The 23,540-nt window shown below is 44.9% G+C and carries 21 protein-coding genes and 1 pseudogene; 17 read left to right on the top strand and 5 right to left on the bottom strand.

Annotated elements, in window-relative coordinates:
• The 3 genes from cpaB to CTT30_RS16475 are packed head-to-tail and all read right to left on the bottom strand — an operon-like array spanning position 1 to position 5,970.
• Positions 1 to 840 carry a Flp pilus assembly protein CpaB gene (cpaB, locus tag CTT30_RS16485; RefSeq protein ID WP_252037154.1) on the bottom strand — a complete coding sequence of 280 codons (840 nt, stop codon included), beginning with the start codon at positions 838 to 840 and terminating at the stop codon, positions 1 to 3.
• A 24-nt stretch (positions 841 to 864) separates the two neighbouring features.
• Complete coding sequence (locus tag CTT30_RS16480; protein ID WP_006961609.1) at positions 865 to 1,047, bottom strand: Flp family type IVb pilin; 183 nt, start codon at positions 1,045 to 1,047, stop codon at positions 865 to 867.
• A gap of 57 nt (positions 1,048 to 1,104) precedes the next feature.
• Complete coding sequence (locus tag CTT30_RS16475; protein ID WP_252037573.1) at positions 1,105 to 5,970, bottom strand: Lcl C-terminal domain-containing protein; 4,866 nt, start codon at positions 5,968 to 5,970, stop codon at positions 1,105 to 1,107.
• Between the two features lie 172 nt (positions 5,971 to 6,142).
• Between CTT30_RS16475 and CTT30_RS16470 the strand changes: the two genes are divergently transcribed.
• Positions 6,143 to 8,194 (top strand): hypothetical protein, encoded by a 2,052-nt coding sequence (locus CTT30_RS16470; protein WP_252037153.1) that lies wholly within the window; start codon positions 6,143 to 6,145, stop codon positions 8,192 to 8,194.
• Between the two features lie 40 nt (positions 8,195 to 8,234).
• On the opposite strand, the gene CTT30_RS16465 is transcribed toward CTT30_RS16470, so the two are convergent.
• Positions 8,235 to 9,128 (bottom strand): LysR family transcriptional regulator, encoded by an 894-nt coding sequence (locus CTT30_RS16465; protein WP_252037152.1) that lies wholly within the window; start codon positions 9,126 to 9,128, stop codon positions 8,235 to 8,237.
• A gap of 115 nt (positions 9,129 to 9,243) precedes the next feature.
• On the opposite strand from CTT30_RS16465, the gene CTT30_RS16460 reads away from it, so the two are divergent.
• Positions 9,244 to 9,765 (top strand): NADPH-dependent FMN reductase, encoded by a 522-nt coding sequence (locus CTT30_RS16460; protein WP_239863589.1) that lies wholly within the window; start codon positions 9,244 to 9,246, stop codon positions 9,763 to 9,765.
• 180 nt (positions 9,766 to 9,945) lie between these two features.
• On the opposite strand, the gene CTT30_RS16455 is transcribed toward CTT30_RS16460, so the two are convergent.
• Positions 9,946 to 10,587, bottom strand: coding sequence for a MarC family protein (locus CTT30_RS16455; protein ID WP_239835905.1), 642 nt, complete (start codon positions 10,585 to 10,587; stop codon positions 9,946 to 9,948).
• Positions 10,588 to 10,744: 157 nt separating this feature from the next.
• Between CTT30_RS16455 and nfsA the strand changes: the two genes are divergently transcribed.
• The 15 genes and pseudogenes from nfsA (at position 10,745) to CTT30_RS16385 (ending at position 23,540) form a co-directional block, all read left to right on the top strand.
• Positions 10,745 to 11,467: an oxygen-insensitive NADPH nitroreductase gene (gene nfsA, locus CTT30_RS16450; protein ID WP_239863587.1), complete on the top strand. Its 723-nt coding sequence runs from the start codon at positions 10,745 to 10,747 to the stop codon at positions 11,465 to 11,467.
• Positions 11,468 to 11,894: 427 nt separating this feature from the next.
• The gene (locus CTT30_RS16445; protein WP_252037151.1) at positions 11,895 to 13,676 is read left to right on the top strand and encodes an SgrR family transcriptional regulator; all 1,782 of its coding nucleotides are present in this window, start codon (positions 11,895 to 11,897) and stop codon (positions 13,674 to 13,676) included.
• 163 nt (positions 13,677 to 13,839) lie between these two features.
• Positions 13,840 to 14,838, top strand: coding sequence for an ABC transporter substrate-binding protein (locus CTT30_RS16440; protein WP_239835902.1), 999 nt, complete (start codon positions 13,840 to 13,842; stop codon positions 14,836 to 14,838).
• 73 nt (positions 14,839 to 14,911) lie between these two features.
• Positions 14,912 to 15,811: an ABC transporter permease gene (locus tag CTT30_RS16435; protein ID WP_239836382.1), complete on the top strand. Its 900-nt coding sequence runs from the start codon at positions 14,912 to 14,914 to the stop codon at positions 15,809 to 15,811.
• Complete coding sequence (locus tag CTT30_RS16430) at positions 15,804 to 17,027, top strand: quaternary amine ABC transporter ATP-binding protein (protein ID WP_239835901.1); 1,224 nt, start codon at positions 15,804 to 15,806, stop codon at positions 17,025 to 17,027. Before CTT30_RS16435 ends, CTT30_RS16430 begins: the two co-directional genes overlap by 8 nt.
• 250 nt (positions 17,028 to 17,277) lie before the next feature.
• Positions 17,278 to 18,225, top strand: a complete 948-nt coding sequence (locus CTT30_RS16425; protein ID WP_252037150.1) for a hypothetical protein — start codon at positions 17,278 to 17,280, stop codon at positions 18,223 to 18,225.
• A gap of 127 nt (positions 18,226 to 18,352) precedes the next feature.
• Positions 18,353 to 19,315 carry an alpha/beta hydrolase gene (locus tag CTT30_RS16420; protein ID WP_252037149.1) on the top strand — a complete coding sequence of 321 codons (963 nt, stop codon included), beginning with the start codon at positions 18,353 to 18,355 and terminating at the stop codon, positions 19,313 to 19,315.
• Positions 19,308 to 19,598: a hypothetical protein gene (locus CTT30_RS16415; RefSeq protein WP_252037148.1), complete on the top strand. Its 291-nt coding sequence runs from the start codon at positions 19,308 to 19,310 to the stop codon at positions 19,596 to 19,598. The genes CTT30_RS16420 and CTT30_RS16415 overlap by 8 nt, the downstream gene beginning before the upstream one ends.
• Before the next feature lie 239 nt (positions 19,599 to 19,837).
• Positions 19,838 to 20,209: a zf-TFIIB domain-containing protein gene (locus CTT30_RS16410; protein ID WP_252037147.1), complete on the top strand. Its 372-nt coding sequence runs from the start codon at positions 19,838 to 19,840 to the stop codon at positions 20,207 to 20,209.
• Positions 20,210 to 20,376: 167 nt separating this feature from the next.
• Positions 20,377 to 20,724 carry a DUF4144 family protein gene (locus CTT30_RS16405; RefSeq protein WP_252037146.1) on the top strand — a complete coding sequence of 116 codons (348 nt, stop codon included), beginning with the start codon at positions 20,377 to 20,379 and terminating at the stop codon, positions 20,722 to 20,724.
• A gap of 90 nt (positions 20,725 to 20,814) precedes the next feature.
• On the top strand, positions 20,815 to 21,522 hold the full coding sequence (locus tag CTT30_RS16400; protein ID WP_252037145.1) for a class I SAM-dependent DNA methyltransferase: 708 nt from the start codon (positions 20,815 to 20,817) through the stop codon (positions 21,520 to 21,522).
• A gap of 24 nt (positions 21,523 to 21,546) precedes the next feature.
• A complete protein-coding gene (gene fos / locus CTT30_RS16395; RefSeq protein WP_252037144.1) occupies positions 21,547 to 21,951 on the top strand; it encodes a fosfomycin resistance glutathione transferase in 405 nt (134 codons plus the stop codon).
• 107 nt (positions 21,952 to 22,058) lie between these two features.
• Positions 22,059 to 22,211: pseudogene (locus CTT30_RS23390) on the top strand (GDCCVxC domain-containing (seleno)protein); the annotation flags it as partial.
• A 38-nt stretch (positions 22,212 to 22,249) separates the two neighbouring features.
• Positions 22,250 to 23,014 (top strand): carbon-nitrogen hydrolase family protein, encoded by a 765-nt coding sequence (locus CTT30_RS16390; RefSeq protein WP_252037143.1) that lies wholly within the window; start codon positions 22,250 to 22,252, stop codon positions 23,012 to 23,014.
• A 91-nt stretch (positions 23,015 to 23,105) separates the two neighbouring features.
• Positions 23,106 to 23,540 carry a GNAT family N-acetyltransferase gene (locus CTT30_RS16385; RefSeq protein ID WP_252037142.1) on the top strand — a complete coding sequence of 145 codons (435 nt, stop codon included), beginning with the start codon at positions 23,106 to 23,108 and terminating at the stop codon, positions 23,538 to 23,540.

Raw genomic sequence — 23,540 nt, 5'->3', positions numbered from 1 at the left:
TTAGTTTTTGTCGCTGTTTGGTCGTAACTGAATCAGGTCTACGTCCGGAGCAATCAATTTGCTTTCCGGATTCAGCTGAGTCGTTGTGATGGTATGGCTTTGCGGTAATGAAAAGTCTGTTTCACCCGAACCACGCAATGAAAGAGTCAAGCGGCCTAACTGGTTAGCAAGCACAATTTGTGTTGCCTGCTCTGGCGTCACTTCAAGTGATACAGAGCTGTTATCCGGTATTTTCGCCCCGTAGTCATGACGCTTTTCCTGGAACCCTTCAGATGATGAGAGATTATTGAAAGCAAGAATACGAACGTTGGTTGCAATAGTGCTGACGTAAAGGCCTTCAACCACATTATCGTACTTCTTCAACTCGCTGACCTTAGAACCCAGCAGCAAAATATCGACTTTATCACCCGGTTGAACAAAGCCAGAATTGGCAGTCACCTGATCAACAGGCACCGATACTGCTCTATACCCAGCTCTGACTTTCAAGGCCAATGAAGCCCCACCCTGTGGTGGTATCAAGTCAGCAACAGCGATAACTTGCCCTTGTTTAATTGCAATATGTGCAATACCACTCGCTAGGTTAATGGAAGTGATCTCATCTTCCGTCACGTAGTCGACGTAATCAGAAAGCTGCTCCTCACTCAGAGATTGCCAACGAAACATATTGGGCGTGTAGACATCGCCGACACCGATATCCTGACCCGAAACCAGCACTCGCTGGAACACTTGTTCAGGTTGCTCTTTCGTCTGATGTTCTGAGTTATCTTGCCCAAGCAGCAGCAACCCTATGCCTACACTAGACAATAAGATAGACAACATCATCAATCGCTTAGCCGTCATGATTATTCCTTCAGCCTTGTCGGTTTAGTTACCAGAATCCTGAGTTTGCTCCAGTGATTCGATCACTGTCTCGTAGGCACCCACAATGGCTTTGGTTAACTTGCCATCACTACCCCCAACAAATGAAAGAAGAACAACAGACATTGCCGCTGCCAAAATCGCGTATTCAATCGCAGCTGCGCCACGTTGCTTATTTTTATTTAACATGAATAGACTCCTGAAAAAGAGAAGGTTCAGCCCCAATAAAAGGGCTGAAAGTTATTATTATTTTGAGATAAATCGGTATAGGTAAAGGCTTTGGTCTAGGACGCTTGATCTTCTGACAGCGCCATGTTCACCCGTTCCAGTATCAATAAAGTCATACTGCTTATCCGTTATCCTGTTGGTCAGATATCTTCTGGTTGTGCCAAAGTTATTCACCGCATTGTATTTGAACAACTGTGCATCGACTGGTAGTAAACCCAGTAACTCCTCTTGCGATGGAAGCCTCCAGTTGTTCAACCCGCACACATGAGACGAGCGGTGTGCAGCAAGTGCTTCATTTACCTCTCGATAGTTAACAGTGCGGGAACTGGAGTTGTCGTCTTGAAATATCTGCCAAACGGCTCCGGTAGATTCATTTCTTGCACACGATGCTTGTTCTCTACTTTGAACCACATCGCCATTGTGCGCGAGATAGGTCCAGTTAACCTGTTGAACCGTTTCACGAACTAAACGCGCTAACGTGACATCTTGGTCAGAGTAATGGCTGTGTGAGAAGCTCTCCGTCTTACCTATGCTCGCTTGACTGGAATAGTGATAAGCCATCTGCTTGTCAGCACTGTCTTCAGCACCTGACCAGTAGTAAAATGTGGCCGTTTTCTGGTCTTGATTCTTAGGATGATGGGGAAAAGCAACCAGATCTAAAGTCGCCTCTTTACCATCTAGCATGGTAGCTGTCGCTAATCCTTTTAACTGAGGTAAACTCGGTACTTGCCAGTCACTGAATCCGCAAAAAGAACGGTCGTTTCTCGCTTCTAAGTAACCACCAGCACCTAGCAAGGTTTTTATGTCAGCGCCTGCTGCATTGAAAGAGACGTGGTCGACACCACCCATTTGACCATCTTGGAGTAGAGTCCATGTTCTCTTCTTATCACCAGAACTCACATCCAATACACAACGCCAGCCCTGAGCGTATGTCGCACTTGCCGGCAAGAAACGACCAAGTGAGTCCAACTTGGCAAACCGTCCCAATACGGTCGCTTCACCCTGACTGACAACATACCCAGCGTCATGCGCTCGATTTAATCCGTCTACAATTGTGACTTTCAGAGCCGAAATATCCTGAAGTGAAGAAGCGTGTGCAACTTCCTCCGTAAGAGGGGTAATTAACAAACCAAGTGTCTTAAAGCGATCCGGAAGAGCCGCTAAATTCGTATCTAATAGTTGCTTCAAAATCGCAAGTGATTGGATTTCACTTTCCGTTTGAGCGACTAAATCGCTCAATGCCAATGACGAAGAATGAATATCACTGCCTAGACTTGCTGCCAATAAACGATCTTTTTCAGAAACAAGCTCACTATCTAGTGTATGTATTTTCGCTATTTGTTTTGCGGCTTGCAGAAGCTCTTTTGTTACGACTAAAGCATTTATGTTTTCACGAATGGTAGAAAGCTTAGTCTCAAGGCTTTTTACGTTGACCAGGAAACTAATGCTCGCCGTGTCAGTGTTGTAGCGCAGGAAGTTGGACTGTTGTTTAAAATCTTTTAACACTGATTCAAATTGCACTAATTGAGAACTGGATGGCATGATGGCCTTGTTCACAGTCTCCAGTTGATCTGAAGCGTCAGTAAGTAATATTCGAGACGTTTTGGTTTGATTCTTGAGTGCAGTAAACCAGTTAGATAAAAAATTCTCAGACTCTGTCGTTAAGGTATTTTGGTCAGATAATAGCTTTTCTGCACTAGCTAACTGAATGATTGAGTCGGCGAGCAACCTATCGCTAGATATGGTTTCCCATTTCGCATAAGCATAGTTGAGAAGCATGCCAGGCTCTTTTTCTATACCTTTTGCATAGGTCACGGGTACGCCGGACTTGTTGGCCCAAATGGACGAAGAAGCATCACTGATCATGTTGCCTCGCACTGTTGAAGGCAAAGAATCACTGTTTCTCTTCGACAGTAATGCAACTTCCTCAGCTGTAGGCAAAGTCCATTGACTGATACCGCAGTTGTTTAGTTCAGATATCACGCTCATTACTTCATCTGAAGTCGAGATAGAAACAGCAGTTGACCAGAAGATAGGTGTACCTTTACCTTCAGTATCATATTCAGCAATACATTTAACATTGCTACCTACCCAGCCATTGTAATCCGCATAACTTGGTACTTGCAGCATTGACACCATCGGAAGATACTGAATCGCAACAAACTTACCTTCCAAACTGGATGCCCAAAGAATCTCACTCGCCGGGTGTTCCAAACCTGGGAATACGCTCTTTTTAACACGCAGACCGACGTTACTCTTCGCATAAGCTTGTGTACCGATAAACTGAGGAACCGATGTAACAGGTTTCCAGCTAGCACCTTGGTCGACCGTAAATTCATAATACTCAGGCTTATCAAAGGTGACGGCTTTATCCGCAATGGTGGTCGAGAGGAAGTTCCAAGAGATTAAGTTGGGGTGTTTGGTGTTAGCTCGGTCACTACCTATAACGATGTTTCCACCTGTCAGTGCTGGTAATTTTGGCAGCTCTGTGAATACAGTATCATTACTGGCTTGTGCGCCCGCTGGCATGCCGTTTTCACCATTAGCACGAACGCGTACTTGAACCTGACCGATACTTTTGGCGACATCTCCCACTGCTACAGGTTTTTCTAGCACTGGAGCCCAATCAGTTCCCTGATTCATTGACCATTCATAGTCGGACAATGAGGTAAATCCAGTGACAAAGGTCCAGTCCAAGGTATCAGCGGCGTCATCCACTACCACACCTGTTGGCGCTGCTGGCGCATCCGGTTGCTTTGTCAGAGCCTTGGTGTTTGACAAAACAGGACTAGCAAGGCGTCCTGTGACGGGATCATACTTAACACGGATCTCTAAACTACCAACGGCATAAACTTTGTCTTCAAGTTGAAGAGGTTTGCTCTGTACGGTTGCCCAAGCTGCACCGTCGACGCGATATTCATAATCACTATCCGAATTAAAACCATCGACCCAATCCCAATTGAAGGTATTTAACGCATCATTAACCAGCCCATTCGTTGGCGCACTTGGCGTACTTGGAGTGACAGTGAATACCTTGTCTGAACACAAGTTTTCACCGACAGCATCATCGTCTGATGCTTTGATACGTACACAGACTTGTCCCACTTTTAATGCTTCATCAGGAATAGCCTGAGGCTTTGATGTTACTGGGCTATAGCTGATTCCACTATCAAGTGAGTATTCGTATTGCTCCGCGTTCGGATAACCGTCAACGTTCGTCCAGTTCAGAAGGTTGTCAGCATCGTTGATGACTGGAAGCGTCGGTGCAACAGGCTTGTTCAACACTTTGTTAAACGCGCTGCTCACCACCAGACTTTTACCAGCCGGACGGCCATTAATCGGATTCGCTTTCACTCTCAGTTGAATGGTGTTGGCTGGAATGTTTACATTGCCAATTTGGTAAGGGTTCGCTGACGCATCTTGCCATCCGCTGCCGAGATTGATTTCATAATCAGCCGCGTTATCAAAACCAGACACGTTTTCCCAAGCAAGGATATCTGAATCATCATTCGCAGAGATTAAAACCGGAGCGACAGGTGCATCAGGAGTGACCGTCATCGCGGTCTCTGATTTCACCACCAGTCCAGCAGGACGGCCTGAATTTGGGTCAGCTTTAACTCTGAGCTTCAAGTCTCCGACTGGAATCGCAATATCAGCGATGTTTTGTGGTTTGCTCACTACATCGTGCCAATTTTTGCCACCATCCAGTGTGTACTCATAGTGAGAGATAAGTTGAAAATCTGCCGAGTGTTTCCAGTCAAAGCTATTGTCAGCGTCATTGAGTGTCAAAGATGTCGGCGCTGCAGGTACAAGCGTCGCAGTGAACGCTTGAGTCGATAAAAGCGCCATACCCGATGCCAAAGATCTCGCTGGCTTTGCCATGATACGTACCTGAACATCACCAACACTTCTTGCCGCAGCACCAACATTAATGGGCTTTGACGTTGCTGGTTGCCAGCTTTGGCCTCTATCTAACGAGAATTCGTAAGCGTTAACCTCTGTGAAACCCGGAACAAATTGCCAATCAAACGTGTCAGCAGCGTCATTGACGACCCCGCCGCGTGGTGCTCTCGGTCTGGTTAGGATTTTGTCGCCATCTAAGTCTTCTGGCTTAATTTTAAGATGCTCATAGTAATCAGAACCGATCTGAGCTAACGCGTCTTCCGTATTGCTCGCGCCATGAGATAATTGATCGGTACGCATCTTTAATTGAGCAACATCTAAATTTGCGAGTCTTTGAATCGATCCTTTTCTTGCCGCTTCCTGACTCACACCATCATTGATAGAGCTTTCCTGTGCGGACTGAAGTACACGAGTAATCCCACGCGCCAGCATGTGTATATCTCGGCTTGCCTGAGAGTCGCCTGAGATATAATCAGACTTAAGCACATCGGCAGAAACACTTAGCTCGCTAGCAAGGCTTTCAGCAGACTCATCAAATGCCACTCCAGAGCTGGAGGATAAGCTAGCAATCATTGATGTCATCGGGCTAATAATGTGAGGTTGTGATGACAGCGTTTCCAGAGTGAAACCTTTAGTGACAGCTTGATTGGGGTTATCCATGTCAACCGTCACATTGGCAATGGCTTCTACCAGCAACTTGTAATTTTCGACGTTGCCTTCAAAAGGCAATGTGTACTGACCCGACTTGTCCGTCTGAACCGTTGTACCATCTCCACTATCACAGACCGCATTGTTGTTTTTATCCAGACAAACATTCGCTTTGTAAAGATAACCATCGAGTACCACACCAGATAATACTGAGCCAGAGTTGCCTGTTGCAGGCGTCTCATTTGAAGTCAGTTTTGGGTCAGATTCATTTCCTCCGCCACAGCCGAAAAGCGCCACAGAAATCGCACCGACACTGAGCTTTTTGGTCAGCATTTTCACCGCTGGATACTCCTTAAATTTGTAGGTCTAATTTAAATTTCGGCGGCGATAGTAATTTAAATGATATTTATTATCAATATCATTTGATCTTTTATTTCACATAGTGATTAAATAACAGGGATAAATGCTAGGTATTATTTTTAATTAACAAAACTATTGGTCAAACATGCTTAAAAATACAACAATATGCAGCGTAGCCCTTGCTGTATCTAGTGCTATAGCTCTAACCGCATGCGGTGGTGGCGGAGAGTCAGGCAGTTCATCATCCACTGCTATTGCCAGCACTTACAGCTATCAAAACATCGCCTCATGCGCAGATACCGACCTAGATGGCAGTTGTAGTGACTATGAAAAACATGTCGCGCTGACAAGCGGTTATTCAAGAATGCTCAATGCCAATGGCGCCATACTAACCTCTCCAGCAGAATTGAGTATCATCTCTCCGTTCACAACCTTGCTCCACAGTGAGATGCTATACAATCCAGTGACCGGTGGTAATATTGAAAAATCAAAGGCTTACTTACAAACCGTACTGGGCCAATACGTCGATGTTGACTTCACATCGGTGGACGTCAGCCATGGCCCTCAGCAAGCGACAAATCTTCTGATGGCATCGCTGAAACAAGCTCAGACCCAGGGCTCAAGCAGTTCGCCAATGGTGAATATTGCCCAAGCTCTTGATGCAATGATTGAACACAAGACGCTTGATCTTTCCTCAATAAATCTGGCAACTCAAACATCACGTCACGTCAGTTTTGATGGTTCACTGTTAATTCATGGATCACAAAGCGATGCTGGCTTGGCCGCTATGAAATCGATCGCCCTTAACCCTGCCAATAGCAGAATAATCTACGTTGATGCACGCGATAATGTCCGAGAGCTGGATACGGCCACAAAACAATCGGTTGCTATCGGCGCATCAAGTGCCTTTCGTTCTCACAGCATTACTGCTTATGACGATCACGACCACGACCACGACCACGACCACGACCACGACCATGACCATTATGGCGGCAATGCCAACAGACTTCCTGGATATCAGCAAGACACCTCCAACACATTGAAAGAAGTGATTCCAGCCCTTAACAGTATTCAATCCTATAAATTGTACGAGCCCAATGGAATTCGGAACCAAAGTTTTGTCTGCAACACCACTGGTGGTAACGGTATTTTCCTAACTAGCCTTCAGGATAAGACCGGCAACCCTAATACCAACGTCGCTAGCAAAACTGCATCAAGAAAATTGAAAATTGATGCTTATGGAGGCGCTTCTGGTAGCGATCTTCCCGTGACTCTACCAAGTACACCTCCCACCATTCCACTGTCCGCTTCTTCTTGCTACAACGACAACTTTGAATGGATGCATGCTCTTTATCAGCAGGGAATTATCATAGCGAAACTAGACGATGGCCTGAATGCAGATGGAGACCAGTTGCGCCGCTTAGACGCTACTACACTCAATATGGAGCCCATCACCTACACATTACGCTCTGACGAAAAAACCATTATCTTCTCTAAAGATGATAATGAAATTCTGATTATTTCTGATAACCGCCAGTCTCCCCCTAAACTTGTTGACACTAAGACTCTCACGGAAAGGCTAGCGCTGAATGTTACCGATGTTTTAAATGCTAGCTTCGCTGCAGGCGGACAAATAGTGATGGCGCTAGCCTCAGAGAACAAAGTTATTTGGACAGATAAAAGCCCAAATACTCAGCAACTCGACTCAATAAACCTTGATGGCCAAGCCAAGCTGATGGACTCGTCTCCCAACGGTAAATTCACTGTAGTCATTACTGCCACCAGCGTCTACCTGCTAGACAATATTAAGCGAGAAGTGACCAAACAAATCAGTTTCGATGCGAGTCAGACAACCAATCTGTTTGTCCAAAATGACAAAGCCATCACTGTTAATCGGAGTGGGGTAGATTACTTCCAATTCGCCAATATCTCAGGCCCGAAGTTAAAGGTTGCTTCGCAGTTGGTGACCAAAGAGCTGCTTGAGGAATGGGAAAAAACGTCCACCTCTCACTGGAACTCAACCAGCTTAGGATATGTGCTCACTCAAACCGGAACACCAGCCAGTGCTGCTCAGGCATTTCATGGTGTTACGCTGGACTGGAGCCCTTCAACGGCCACACAAGCCAGCCAGATCACAGGAGTCTATATAAGCGGAACTAACCGCGGCGACAGAGTTCAACTTTACAAAGCTCTATGACCAAGGGAGGCTTGGCCTCCCTACATTCATTTGTCTAGATTTAAGTGAAATGCTCTGCCATAAAATCAATAAAGGTCCTAACCTTCGCCGACATATGCTTACGGCTCGGATAGACAAGGCAAAGGTCGATTTTATTTTTGGGAAGATCGCTGAACAGCTCAACCAATCGGCCTGTCGCAACTGCATCCCGAGCATGTTCTTCTGGTAAGCGAGTGATACCAACACCTTCGAGGCACATGCTCATTTCCATATCAGGGCTATTTGCAGAAAAAACGCTATTGACTTCGACTTTGATGGCTTCTCCATCAGCGTCAATGTACTCCCATAAATTAGGATTCTTTTGGTAGCTATAAGTAATAGCTTTGTGTTGGGACAACTCTATAGGAGACTTTGGTGTTCCATGGGCTCGAAGGTAACTTGGCGCTGCTACCGTCACAGAACCTGTGGTTTTTATCCGTCGACTGATTAAACTTGAATCCTCGGCTCTGTGTACGGCACGCACCGCAACATCAATCCCTTCAGCGACAAGATCAACTCTGCGATCGCTTAAGTTTACTTCAAAAGTCACTTTCGGGTATTGAGCCATAAATTTGACTAACATCGGGCTCAATTCCACCACCCCCAAACTAACTGGGCAACTGATTCTTAAATGCCCTTGGGGCTCACTTTGTTTGCCACCTAATGCGTTTTCTATATCTTCTGCGCTTTCGACCAACTGCTTACAGCTTTCATAATACAGCTCGCCTTCAGGAGTTAGGCTCAGGGTACGGGTGGTGCGATGCATCAACCTAACCCCAAGACGCTCTTCTAACTTAGAGATTTCTTTACTGATGTAAGAAGTCGAATGGCCAGTGTTCTGAGCAGCCTGAGTGAAACTTCCTGTGTCCACAACGTAAACAAAGATCACCATTCCATCCAGCAGATTCGTTTTCATTTTACACCTTAATTACAAGTCATATGGAAATAATAATTACACATTTACCCTATTAATCAATTAAAGGAATCAAACTATAGTTAACTCAACACCAAGAGTAAGTGAGGACATGAAGATGAAAGTATTAGCCTTTGGCGCAAGCAGCAGCAAACATTCTATTAACCAAAAATTGGCATTCTACGCGGCGAAACAGATAGAAGGCGCAGACATTTCACTTATAGACATCAACGACTATGAAATGCCTATTTTTAGTGAGGACAGAGAAAAAGAACTCGGCTCCCCACAACAGGCACAACTATTTTTTAAAGCCATTGGAGAGGCTGATATCGTGGTTATTTCCTTTGCTGAGCACAACGGGTCTTACACCGCAGCGTATAAAAACCTGTTTGATTGGACTTCACGTATCAATATGAAAGTATTCCAAAACAAGCCTGTCATTCTCTTAGCAACCTCTCCAGGTGCTGGCGGTGCAAGCAGTGTTCTGAACACAGCTCAAGGTTCGGCTCCCTACTTCGCTGCTGATGTAAAAGGTGCACTGTCACTACCAAACTTTTACGACAATTTCGACATTGAGGAAGGCGTAGTAACTAACCAAGCGTTCAACCAACAGTTATTAGCTATCGTCCAAGCCTTATAATGATTCAGCTGCAGCAAGGCTCAGCTTATCATGCAGCCAACCTACCAAACATAAAAGAGTTATATCCCGATGGCTGCTGCGTTAACTCTTAAATGGGAATATAGTAAGAGCTCAATGAAAAAGAGCTTAATGAAAGAAGCCACCCTTACTGGGTGGCCTTAGTTTTATAACTCAAACAACTTAAGCCAAAACGGTTTTGTAGGCTTCGACTAGACCTTCTATTAACGTTTGAGTACCAATCACTGCCAAGATCAAACCCATCATTTTGGTGACTACATTCAATGCACTCGGACCCACCGCTTTTACCAGTTTATTACCAAACAAGAACAATACATAAGTAATGGCACACAATACACCAAAGGCTACAATGGTAATAATGGTCTGATCAAAGCCACCAGCTGTCGCGAAGTTCATCGCCGTAGCAATCGTTCCTGGCCCAGCCAGTATCGGGGTCGCTAAAGGAGACACAGCCACACTCAAAGCCGCTTGCTGCTGCTCTGGCGAATAGGCTTTTTCCTTCGTTTTGTAATGAGTTGAGTTTCCTTGCAGCATATTGAAACCAATAAGGAAAACCAAGATACCACCAGTGATACGCAATGCGTACAAGGTAATACCAAACAAATCGAAAATTAATTTTCCGGAGATCACAAAGACAAAAACTATCCCGAAAGCGATTAAGACTGAGCGTAAGGCTATCGACTTTACTGTCTGGCGATCCTCATCACTGGTCAGCCCAAGGAAAATTGGAATATTAGCAATCGGGTTCATGATAGCGAAAAAACCCATAAATACAGTCACTGTATGTAGCACTAACTCTTTCATAACCCCTTCTTATTTCTATTCATTTTCAAAACTTCATCCAGATGTGAACAATAGCTGTGAAACAGAAAAGTAACAACTCCATGATCTCTACTCGACTTTCAATAAGATACTAGATATGTTGCACATGCAACTTATATAAAGAACAAAGGACTCAGCCATGACACCAACGATAGACACCATTTTGTCTCACCGTTCTATCCGTAAATTTACCGATCAGGCCATTGACTCATCTCAGCTCAATATCATTATTCAATCTGGCCTTGCTGCTTCGTCTTCCAGCATGTTGCAAGTCGTGTCTATTATCCGTGTGACGGATAACGAAAAGCGTCAAGCTTTAGCGCATTTAGCAGGAGATCAACCATACGTAGCAAGCGCTGCTGAGTTCCTTGTATTCTGTATTGACTATCAGAGGCATTTTGAGATAAACCCGAAGGTAAAGCCTGAATTTACTGAACTCACACTGATTGGTGCAGTAGATTGCGGCATTATGGCTCAAAATTGCTTGCTTGCTGCAGAATCTCTGGGCTTAGGGGGTGTTTACATCGGTGGACTAAGAAGCTGCGCTCAAGAAGTGGATGACGTGCTTAACTTGCCGGCCAATAGCGCTGTTTTATTTGGATTATGCTTAGGTCATCCCGATCAGGATCCTGAAATCAAACCCCGCCTACCTGCGCACGTAATCGTACATGAGAATGAATACCAGCCTCTCAACCTGCAAGATATTGAAGACTACGATACGACGATGCAAACTTACTATGCCGCTCGAAGCAGCAACCAGAAACAGAGCACATGGTCTGAACAAGTGACGGGGAAGCTGGCCGGAGAATGCCGTCCACACATCAAGCCTTACCTCAATGGTAAGGGGTTAGCGATAAAGTAAATATATCCATCACAAGAGGTAATCGCTTACGTAAGGTATAAAAAGAGCAGCACGGCCAATCATGTTCGTGGGGGTTTTTGGAGCATGTTGCTTGGCTGTGCTGCTGTCTTTAGCCACTTACCAATGGCAAAGATGTATTAAAGCCAAAATAGCGGAACGTTCCAGCCAAGAGTCCGCTTTTTCCAATCTCTCATAGTAATAACAGACTAGTGGCTTCTGTTTGCTGTAATTCATCTTTTCTCTCTTAATCCTGTGTTGACCTGCTTATTATTTCTCTATAATAGGAACAGAAAAACCGAGAACTTTTATTTAATCACTTCCCTATAAAGTCATTCACAGCCTTAAATGAAACGAAAATTCACTTTTATTATTAAAATAGGGAAATGATTATTTTGTATTGTGCTTATTTTTACTATCTGGAGCCCTTGTGTCAGATTTAACCTTGTTGCGCTACTACTCCCGACTCGAGCCATTAGGAGTGGGTGAAGAAATCAAAATAGCCCTACCTCAAGTGGCTGAACTCCTGTTCACTAGCCCTCGTCATGCAAGAAATTTAATCAACCAGATGCAACAGCTTGAGTGGTTGGAGTGGGCTCCAAAGGTGGGCCGAAACCAACGCTCCAGTTTATTACTCAATCATCCACTGAATGAGCTGAAATCACAGCTGGCGGCGAAGCGCATATTGGAAGGAAAGTATGAAAAGGCCTTGGGTATTCTCGATAACGATGAAACTGCATTTGGGCGTCTGTTACAGAGCACATCAGGGGCCTCACTTAGAGAAGGCCTGCTCCATATCCAATTAACCTACAAACGCTCTTTTGAACGACTCGTTCCCCATCAACTACAGCGTTCCAGCGAGCGATACTTATTACGCCAAATCTACTGTTGCTTGGTCAGCAGTGATGCCGAAGGTAACCTTGAACCTCAGCTTGCTCATCATTGGCACTATGATGAAACACATTACCAATGGACGTTTTATCTTCGACCTTCACTCACTTTCCATAACGGGGCAGCCATAGATGCAGACAGTATTGTTAGCCTGTTTGCTAAACTTTCAACACTGGCCAATTATCAAAGTGAACTAGCCCATTTAGTCAGCGTGACGTCTCCAATGGCGAACAAGGTGATCTTCCAGCTTTCACAGCCTGATCAAGGGTTTGGGGGCCTGATCTCAGGTGTCAAATATTCGATTCAACCCACCAGCCAAGTCAATAATGCCCACAGCTATGCTGTGATTGGTTCCGGGCCTTTTCAAGTAAGTGAACATTCACGGACCCGCCTTTGTTTGGAAGCATTCGAGCGATTTTACGGGTGTCGAGCACTCACGGATCAAGTGACTATCTGGAAGCTAGATGAAAGTGAATTAACGAACAAACAGATTCAGACTAATCAGCCAGGTGCACAGGAAAGCCGCGAGTGTCATTATTACCTTTCTCATGCTGTCGACATTAAGGTCCGCAATGATACTCAGCAGTCACGTATCGAAGACGGCTGTATGTTCATACTGTTCAATCAAATAGCCTCCACCACACTGAATGATGCTCAGCGACGCTATCTATCTTCACACTTGAGTTCTGTGCGTGTGTTTGAACAGCTCAAATCAAATCAGACATTATTTGGCTGTGAAATAGCACACAATATGTTACCGATGTGGCATCCAGTTATTCGACCCGAGGCACCCAGTGTTGAATTGCCAAAACAACTCGACATTGCTGTTTACGACTATACAGTGCTAAGAAACTGTGCTTTTGCCGTCAAAGCGATTCTCGCTGAGCTAGGAGTCGATGTTCAAGTTCAAACCTACTCCTACCGACAGCTCAATGAACTGGCTCAAAATCAACAACTCAACCAGTCTATGATCATTACGAATATCAACTTAGATGACAATCGACACGCTTCCGCTTTTAGCAGCCTGTACCATAATCCGGTTCTACAAAGCTGTATTGGCCAAGACTCAAAACAATGGCTCACTCAATCGCTCAATACACTTCGTTCAAAAACGCCTCTAAATCAATATCTTGATGCTTTGGAGCCCATAGCTTCCGCATTGATCAATCAATACTGGTTAACACCACTTTTCCATCACCGCCAAACCTTGCGCTTTCATGGTGTTCTTAAGGATGTCGAGCTCACCAATTGGGGCTGGCCGGATATCCGTAATGTATGGTCAACGGATGACTCAGTAAGTGATTCGCACACTTATATTTAGTACTCTAATAGAGGGTTTTATTTAAAACCTTCATTTTATCTACAAAACCTGAAAATTAGCCATTAAACCAACATCTCACTTCTTGACATTCACAAATTAATCATTTGAACACTAATTAATTTTTTACTACTCTGTGCTTGTATACTTCAGAAAGGAATTTGAAATGAAATACGCAACTGCAGTGTTAGCCCTCATTGCCACCAACGCCGCTTTTATCTCTCATGCTTCTGCCAATGAATGTGGCAAGGTCACCATCGCTGATATGAACTGGAACTCTGCCAGCCTAATTGCCAACATTGACCGCTTTATTCTTGAACACGGTTACGATTGTGAAGCCGAGCTTATTCCAGGCGATACGATGCCAACGGGCACATCTATGATCGAAAAAGGTCAACCAGATGTCGCACCTGAGCTATGGAGTAACAGCCTTAAAGATGCTCTAGATAAAGGTGTTGAAGAGAAGCGGCTGCGCTATGCAGGGCGCTCACTGGTTGATGGCGGTGAAGAAGGGTTTTGGATTCCGTCTTATTTGGTGAAACAGTACCCTGAAATGAAAACCATTGAAGGTGTTAAAAAGCACGCGAACTTATTTGAGCATCCTGAAGATCCTGATAAATCAGCATTCTATAGCTGTCCTGCCGGTTGGAACTGTCAAATTAGCGCTGGCAACCTATTTAAAGCACTGAAACTCGATAACTCTGGCTTCGTCATTGTTGACCCCGGTTCAAGTGCGGGCCTATCAGGCGCCATAGCAAAAGCTTATGAGCGAAAAGAACCATGGTTTGGTTACTACTGGGCACCAACAGCTGTTCTCGGTAAATATGACATGGTTAAAGTTGATTTTGGTAGTGGTGTCGATGAAAAAGAGTTTATCTCTTGTACCACCAACGCCGACTGCGATGCACCTAAAGCCACAATGTACCCACCATCACCAGTACACACGATTACAACCGAAGCCTTCGCTAATCGTGCACCAGACGCTTATCAATACTTTACCAAACGAGGCTTCACTAATGCTGACATGAACCAGTTACTAGCGTGGATGGAAGACAACCAAGCGGATGGTGAAGAAACCATGTATTACTTCTTGGAAGATTACCCGCAAATCTGGACTAAATGGGTTTCTCAAGACGTCGCTAACAAAGTAAAAAGCGCGCTTTAACAAGACGTTATCACTGATATGAAGTACTCCAAAGCCAGCCTTGTCTGGCTTTGGTTTTAAAAGGAATTAAATGATGTCTACAGAAAACTGGCTGAACAGCTTTCCTGAAATGGAACGTTCTGATTTAAGAGCGATTAGAAAAACACTCGATGGTGCTTATCGAGAATTCTCTCGAGAATACGGAGAATTCATTGAATCTCTCTTTGACCCGCTCCTCTCTTTTCTCATCTGGTTTGAGAAACTGCTTCTTTCAACACCTTGGGTCATTATTCTTGCTATTTGTACCGGTCTTGTATTCCTCGCCAGCCGCTCCTGGAAACTAACACTCGGCTGTTTCGTGTCGCTGATACTCATCGGTTACTTCGGTATGTGGGAAGACACCATGCGTACGCTGAGTATTATCACCGTCTGTACACTGCTTTCCATCGCCCTCGGAATCCCTATTGGTATCGCAATGGCACGTTCCGATCGTATTCAGTCAGCGGTGACTCCCCTGCTGGATATCATGCAAACCATGCCAGCATTCGTCTATCTAATCCCCGTGGTCATGCTGTTGGGTATTGGTAAAATTCCGGGGCTGATCGCCGTCGTAATTTACGCTATTCCTCCCGTTATTCGTCTCACTAACCTTGGCATCCGGTTGGTCGATAAAGAAGTACTCGAAGCAGCCACGGCCTTTGGAGCCAGCGCCAAGCAAAGACTATGGGGCGTTCAACTTCCACTTGCCATGCCAACCATTATGGCAGGGATCAACCAAACCATTATGATGTCTCTATCGATGGTCGTTATCGCATCGATGATCGGGGTAAAAGGTCTAGGACAACCTGTACTTAAATCTATTACCAACCAATACTTTACCCTAGGCCTGCTCAATGGCTTTGCTATCGTGGCCTTAGCGATTCTGTTTGACCGAGCATCGCAAGCCTACGCAAAACGTACTCAAGCTCACCTAGGAGACATGAAACATGACTAAACCTCTTATTGAAATTAGTGGCTTGTATAAAGTTTTCGGACGCAAACCTGAGTCGGTTATGGAACGGGTAAAAGCCGGCGACAGCAAAGAGGAAGTACTTGCAGATACTGGGCATACCGTCGGCCTCAAGGATATCAACCTTAAAATCAACAAAGGTGAAATCTTCGTCATTATGGGTCTCTCAGGTTCAGGTAAGTCGACATTAATCCGTCACTTTAATCGCCTCATCGACCCAACTGAAGGACAGATTCTGGTTGAAGGCACAGACGTTATGCAACTCAATCAGAAGCAATTGGAAGAGTTTCGTCGCCATAAGATGTCGATGGTGTTTCAACGCTTCGGTTTGTTACCACACAGAACTGTCGTGGAAAACGTATCTTACGGCCTTGAAGTTCAAGGCGTAGAGAAAACCCAGAGGCGGACCAAAGCCGAGCAATGGTTAGAAACGGTTGGTTTGAAAGGATACGAGAACCAATACCCTGCGCAATTATCCGGTGGCCAACAGCAACGGGTGGGTCTTGCACGAGCACTGTGCACTGACGCCGAAATCTTATTGATGGATGAGGCCTTTTCAGCGCTCGACCCTTTGATTCGCAGTGAAATGCAAGACCAACTCATTGAGTTACAGGAGAAGTTGCATAAAACCATTGTGTTCATCACTCACGATCTTGATGAAGCTCTTCGTCTCGGGGATCGCATTGCCATTCTGAAGGATGGCTTATTGGTTCAACAAGGAACACCTGACGAAATCCTGCTCCACCCAGCAGATGAATACGTTGAGGCCTTCGTGAAAGATGTCAACCGTGCACGAGCTCTGACCGTAGAAACGGTAATGCAGCCTCCAGCATATCGCATTACTGCGACTAGCATTCAAGAAGCTATCAAACAAATGAAAGGCATCAAGCAAGACTACGCCTATCATGTGACCGAAGAAGGCTATCAGGGTATCGTCACCAAAGAGAGCTTACTAGATGCGGCAAAGGACACATCAAGCAAAGAGTTCAATGAAGAGATCTACGAAGAAGTACCAGCCATTTCTCCAGATGCTGCCATTGAAGAAGTCCTGATGGAAAGTATCTCTTGTGATTACTCACTCCCTGTGGTCGATGAAGAAGGCAATTTACAAGGGGAGCTGGAAAGAAGCGCAGTAGCAGAGATCTTCTCCGATCAAACGGAGGAAGACACCCCGTCCCCAAAGTTGGATAAGGTGTCCTAAATCTGCATAAAGCCGCTTTAGACATCTAGCTCAAATCTAAACTCCACACATTATCGTGTGGAGTTTTATTTTGAAGTAACCACAAAACGTAAAATCAGAATTCTCATCATTCATACAAATTCCGCCTCGGTATGATCAACTTTCTATCTTTATCCCAAACTTTGAACATAATCACGCTGTTGCATTTGAAATCGAAAATTTAGTCCGTATCTTGTATTGGGAAACACAAAATTACTGTATGGATAAACAGGTGTTAGCAAGCAAATTTCAGGTGCATTATTATTTTGATGATCATTCGCATTCCATGGATGCAATGGTACGTAATCAGTGTGAGTGTGAGATCATTGCCATACTGTTGGAAATTGCTAACGCACTAGAAGAGAATATTCTGATAGAAAGTGAAGCTCATCAGGAAGGCGGTTTGCGCGATATCTGGAAGGTAGCTAATGCCAATGCTGGCATGCTTTCAGTGATCGTCGGTATTGCCTCACTGGCCCTCCCTCTTCTCCCAAAATCAGACTCTGAGCTTGAACGCCTCCAGAAAGAAGAGCTACGTTTAAGCATTGAAGAGCGCAAGTTGAGAATCGAAAAGCTCAAAGCTGAAGTAAAGTCTGACAATGTCACACCTGAAACCATTTCTAAAGTTGCAGAAGTTGTTAACGAAAACTACAAGGTGATTACTCGTCGCTCGAACCTGTTTAAGCACTTAGACAATTATCCGAAAGTGATCCAATTAGGCGTCAACAGTCTCACTGAATCCGGAGAGGAAGCTTTGCCCGAATCTCACATCAGCCGATCCGCCTTTAAGCAATATGTTTTACCTACTCACCGCCTACCGATGCAAACCATAGATGATGCAGTGATAGAAATAGTTTCGCCAGTATTAAGGCAAGGCAACTATCAATGGAAAGGCATCTGGCAAGGGCAAAACATCAGCTTTACGATGAAAGATATCAGCTTCAAACAAGATGTTCTGAGCAAACAAATCAGCTTCCAACATGGCTCTTCTATCCGCTGCGTCATGAATATTCGCTCTAAGCTAGACCACATTGGTGAAATCGTGATCACCAGCTTTTCCGTGGAGACGGTTCTGGAACATGGTCATGGCGTTGATTCTCATGAAACTCCGCAGGGTAGCGCCTATCATCATCGACGAAGTTTGGAGGCGGCTCAGGGCGATCTGTTTGAAACCTCTTGAGAGCTGAGATTACTTTGCCTTTACTCACCTAAGGCTTTTCTCTCCCAAAAGCCGAACTGTATGTATATACATATTAAATTTATAAAATTAGAATCATGACTATGCAATCTAGCAGTAAGGAATAATAATGATTGAACACTTGGAGTCAGGTATCCGAGAACTGGTTGAAGGATTCATTGACGCTGGAAAACCTTGTCCTTCAGAGCAACCTGTTGAAGCAAGGCGTGTCGGTTATCAATCAACAGTTGAGCTGGCAGGCAAAGGCCCTGAGATGGCGCAGGCGTATATCGATATCGTTAACGGGCTTACGCTCAAAATTTTCAGACCCAGCGACGCTTCTCACTTGCCGATAACGATTTACTTTCACGGAGGTTGCTTTATCAGTGGAGGCTTTGACACCCATGAACAGCAGTTGCGTCAACTCGCGGCCGAATCCAACAATGTGGTGATCTGCGTTCAATACCGATTGGCGCCAGAGCACACTTATCCTGCCGCTCACGATGATGCCTACAATGCCGTTGTCGCAATCCGAGAAATGGGCTCGAAATATGGTGGTGATACTGAACGTATCTCCTTGGTAGGAGATAGTGCTGGCGGCCATCTCGCATTAGTGACAACAATGCGCCTTAAGCAAAGACAAAACTGGCTCCCTGAGCGCCAGATTCTTATTTACCCAATGCTTGATCCACATGGTTCATCGGCCAGCTACAAAGCCAATGCAACCGACTACATCATTACCGACAAAATGCTGCTATCTGGCTTTGATATGTATCTTGGTGATAAAAGTCCAGAGCACATTGATGCAAACCCTGAACTCAACCCGCTGCTATGTGGTGACTTTCGAGGTTTACCTCCAACTTCTATTATCACAGCAGAATTTGATCCATTAAGAGACGAAGGTGAGCAGCTTTACCGCCTGCTGTTGAAACATGGTGTAGAAGCGTATTGTGAGCGATATTTAGGCGTCATACATGGCTTTTATCAGCTTTCTGCTGTCAGTCAATCAGCAGTACGTTGTATTAGTCATATTGCCGCCGAGCTGGCTAGCTCGACTCCAAGTACATTAAAAAGAGGTCAGCGACATGATTGAATTGGATTACCTCGTTCAAGTCACTAAGCTACCGAACGATCTAAAGAGCGCTTCTGGGGATGTGAATCACCATCTGTACGACACCTATGAAATTTACCAACGTGTCATCGATTCTAACTTGCTGTGGCGCGTCTGGTTATTCGACGAATACGATCAGGTGTGGCTTGAAGTCAATTTCATCAACTCTGAAGGTGAGGCAGAGTTTCACACCATTAAGATCGATGAAGGCACCTACCACAAAGTGGACTTTGATCGTTACCAAGCGCTAGATAATCTTGAGTAGTTCCAGTGCAAGATTGAATCTCTGAGCTTCAAACCCTCAATTGTCCAATTACTCATTTTGATGCACACATACTCGTTTGCATTCTTACTGTTTGATATAATGGTGAATTATACAATAAACACTGAGATTCCCGAGAATTATGCCTAGAGTGTATTTCCATCGCACATAGCGACTTCGCGGGTAATCAAAGACAACAATAATCAGCAAAACGATATTCAGATTGGATACAAGGTAAAAACATGAAATGCCCAAAATGTGACTCTAACTTTGAGCAACTTCAGACACCGCTAGGTGATGTGGAAAGATGTATTGATTGTAAAGGGCTTTGGTTAGATGCCCATGAAATCGAAGCGATGAAGCCACTTGCAGATGTCATCGACAATGGTGATGAGGAAATTGGCAAAGCGTACAACGCAATCGATCGTATTCAATGCCCAATTTGCCCAAACAACCAAATGTTGAGACTCGTCGACCCAAAACAGCCACATATTTGGTTTGAAAGTTGCCCTACTTGTAAAGGTCGTTTCTATGATGCCGGTGAATTCAAGGATCTTGCGACCATTGACCTATCGGATTTCTTCAAAAAGTTTGTGATATCTGAGCGCGTCTAACACTCTCGCTCAATCAACAGATAAAAAGCGCCCCACCCAAGCAGTGGTGCGCTTTTTACTTTTAAGGTATAACGCGATAATTAGGCCACGTTAAGCTAACACCAGCAATAGTTTACTTGCCCTCTTGTTTTTAATTTGTCTAGACCAGTCAATCAAAGGAATTCATTTTGATAGATACCATCAACCACGAAAACAATGAAATCCAATGGCCCGCTTTTCTTAAGCTCGAAGGTGATAACGAACTCGTTTACCTCGCTTCACAAGATATGCTTTTTCGAGAGCTAGAATCACTGATACTCGACACCAACGATTTGGTCATCGATTCTGCTGGAAGGTGTTTCCAACTAGCGTCAGACTCTGAAACAATCGGGTTAAACATGACGCCAAAAAAATACGACTTGACCGAAATAACCGAACTAATTCAGGTACATGCATTTAGCAAAGCTCAAGTTTGTATTATAAAGATTCAATTTGATTCCATTCACGCCGCGATCGATTCATTACGCGATCAATAAAAGATCAACATTTGTTCACGCCGGACATTCGCGCTTACAATACGCTTCTCTCCTATAGCGGATTCGCTGCTCACACAAAAGGTCTCGATCATGTCTGAAATGTACACCAAACACGCTAAACAGTACGATGCTGTCGTCAAGGACAACATTTACAACGCCTTGCTCGAGCGCCCTTCAACCATGGCGCTTCTCGATGACCTTTCAGGTGCTGATGTTGTTGACATGGGCTGCGGTTCCGGCGTGTATGCTGAGTGGTTTATCAGCCAATCGGTGAAGCACCTGACTTGTGTTGATGCGTCTAGCGATATGATCGATCTTGTACAAGCCAAACTGGGCGATCAAGTCAGCGCTTACGTACAGGATATTGCGAAAGGCCTGCCTCATGAGTCAGACAGTAGCGCCGACGTCATCGTCTGCCCTCTAGTGTTGCACTATATCGAAGATCTCACACCAGTCTTCTCAGATGTGTATCGAGTTCTTAAACCCGGTGGTTACATCGTATTTTCAACCCACCACCCTTTTGCAGATTTTGAATGTTCAACCTCGGGCAATTACTTTGAACGCGAATACATCGAAGAAGAGTGGAACACGGTCGGTACGCCGGTAAAAGTAGGCTTCTATCGACGCTCTCTAATGGAAGTCAGTGAGGCAATTAGTGCGTCTGGGCTAAAGATATCTCGTATCACCGAAGGTAATCTGGATGAAAAAGTGAAATCCGCTTGTGAAGCTACCTATCAGCGTTTGAAGAACAACCCTAATTTCATTTTCTTCCGTTGTGAAAAGCCAAGCGCAGACTAATCAAATAAAACCTGTGGGGTAACGATGATAACCGGACTCAACCACATCACTCTCGCGGTAAGTAACGTAGAACGTTCGTTGGACTTCTATACTCGCGTTCTTGGCTTTGAAGGAGAGGTCATATGGGAGAAAGGCGCTTACCTCTCGATAGGAGAATTGTGGTTGTGCTTATCTCTAGACTCACCTTGCCCTAAAACCGATTACAGTCACATCGCATTTAATATCGCTGAGGAAGACTTCGCTACCTTATGCGAGCACCTGAAGGAACACAACGTTGAACAATGGAAAAGTAACCAAAGTGAAGGTTCCTCTGTCTATATTCTCGACCCCGATGGGCACAAACTGGAGGTTCACTGTGGAAGTTTGGCAAGCCGCTTAAAAAGCTTAAAATCAAAACCTTACCATGGTTTAAAGTGGTTGAAGCCCTAGTCTGATATTCGCACCTATGCTTAAATAGTGCAAACGGTGGAGGTGCAACCATGGAGGTAGTAACAGAATCCAAACTGACTTGCCCTAAGTGAGGTTTTTCAAGCCTAGAATCTATGCCAGATAACACCTGCGTTTACTTCTATGAATGTAAAAGCTGTGGCGAACTACTTAAGCCACTGGCAGGAGACTGCTGTGTATTTTGCTCTTATGGCACGGTTCCCTGTCCACCTATTCAGATTTCAGGCAAATGTTGCCAATAGCCTAGCGGCAAGCTACTAAAGAAAAGGCGTCACTTAAGATGGAACAAACACTTATCATTGGTTTGGCTCAGGCTCCAGCCAAGCGAGGAGACATTAAAGCCAATTTGCGCACTCACCTTATGCATGTGGAGCAATCTTCTCAGCTTGGTGCAAATCTCGTTGTGTTTCCCGAACTGTCTTTAACAGGGTACGAGCTGGATCTAGCCGACGAGCTTGCCTTTGACCTATCAACTCCTGCGATTAATGCACTTTCGTCCGCAGCTACTGCACATAATATTACGATCATTGCGGGCTGTCCGCTTGCAGTGCCAGACTCAAAACCACATATTGCCGCGGTTATTTGCTTTCCAAACGGAGAGATCGAGTTCTACTCCAAACAGTACCTGCATGACGGTGAAGGCACTTATTGCGCTGCAGGAAAAACCAATTACGTGCTCAACATTAATAATAAGTGCATTGCGCTCGCCGTATGTGCTGATTTTACTGAACCTGAGCACGCCCAAGGCGCAGCCGACAACAAAGCAGACCTTTATCTTGTTAGTGCCCTGATCTCACCAACTGGTTTCACCCCTGATGCTAATATTTTGTCTGGCATTGCTCGTAACCATGCGTTCCCAGTCCTCCTTTGCAATCACATATCGAAAACAGGTGGATGGGATACTTGCGGCAAGAACAGTGCTTGGAATGCTCAAGGGGAATTAGCAGGTACATCCGACAATGCTCAGCAAGGCTTACTTATTTGTACAATGAGTAAAAACCACCTTTCAGCGCAGTTTCATTCTCTTCAGGAAAGCGGCTATTAGGCGCCAATTTTGACAAAGCGGTAACTTATTGATAGTTATTGACTTAAAACATTTTTACGTCCAACATCATCTGCTTAGCAAGGAGGCTAAATTGGTGACCATCCGCCCAATGACAATCGAAGATTACGACGCCGTAATCCGGTTGTGGCTTCAGACTGAAGGCATGTCCGTAAGAGATGCCGATTCTCGTGAGCACATCGCACTCTACCTCGACAGAAACCCCAATTTAAGCTTCGTAGCGATCAGTGAAGGTCACATTATCGGCGCTGTTTTGGTTGGCACCGATGGTAGGCGGGGCTATATGCAACACCTAGCTGTCTTACCTCAGTTTCGCGGTCAGAGAATTGGCTATCAGTTGATAAGCCAATCCATTAACGCGCTAGCCAATATCGGCATTGCTAAAACTCATCTGTTTGTCCACGACGACAACCTCAATGCACAAAAATTCTATGAGAAACTGGGCTGGTTCCCTAGAGATAACATCAGGATGTATTCGTATAATTCTTCTCGTAATTCCAACGTCTGA

It is taken from the genome of Vibrio coralliilyticus, assembly GCF_024449095.1.
Lineage (GTDB): Bacteria > Pseudomonadota > Gammaproteobacteria > Enterobacterales > Vibrionaceae > Vibrio > Vibrio coralliilyticus_A.
This window is presented reverse-complemented; position numbering and strand designations above follow the sequence as displayed.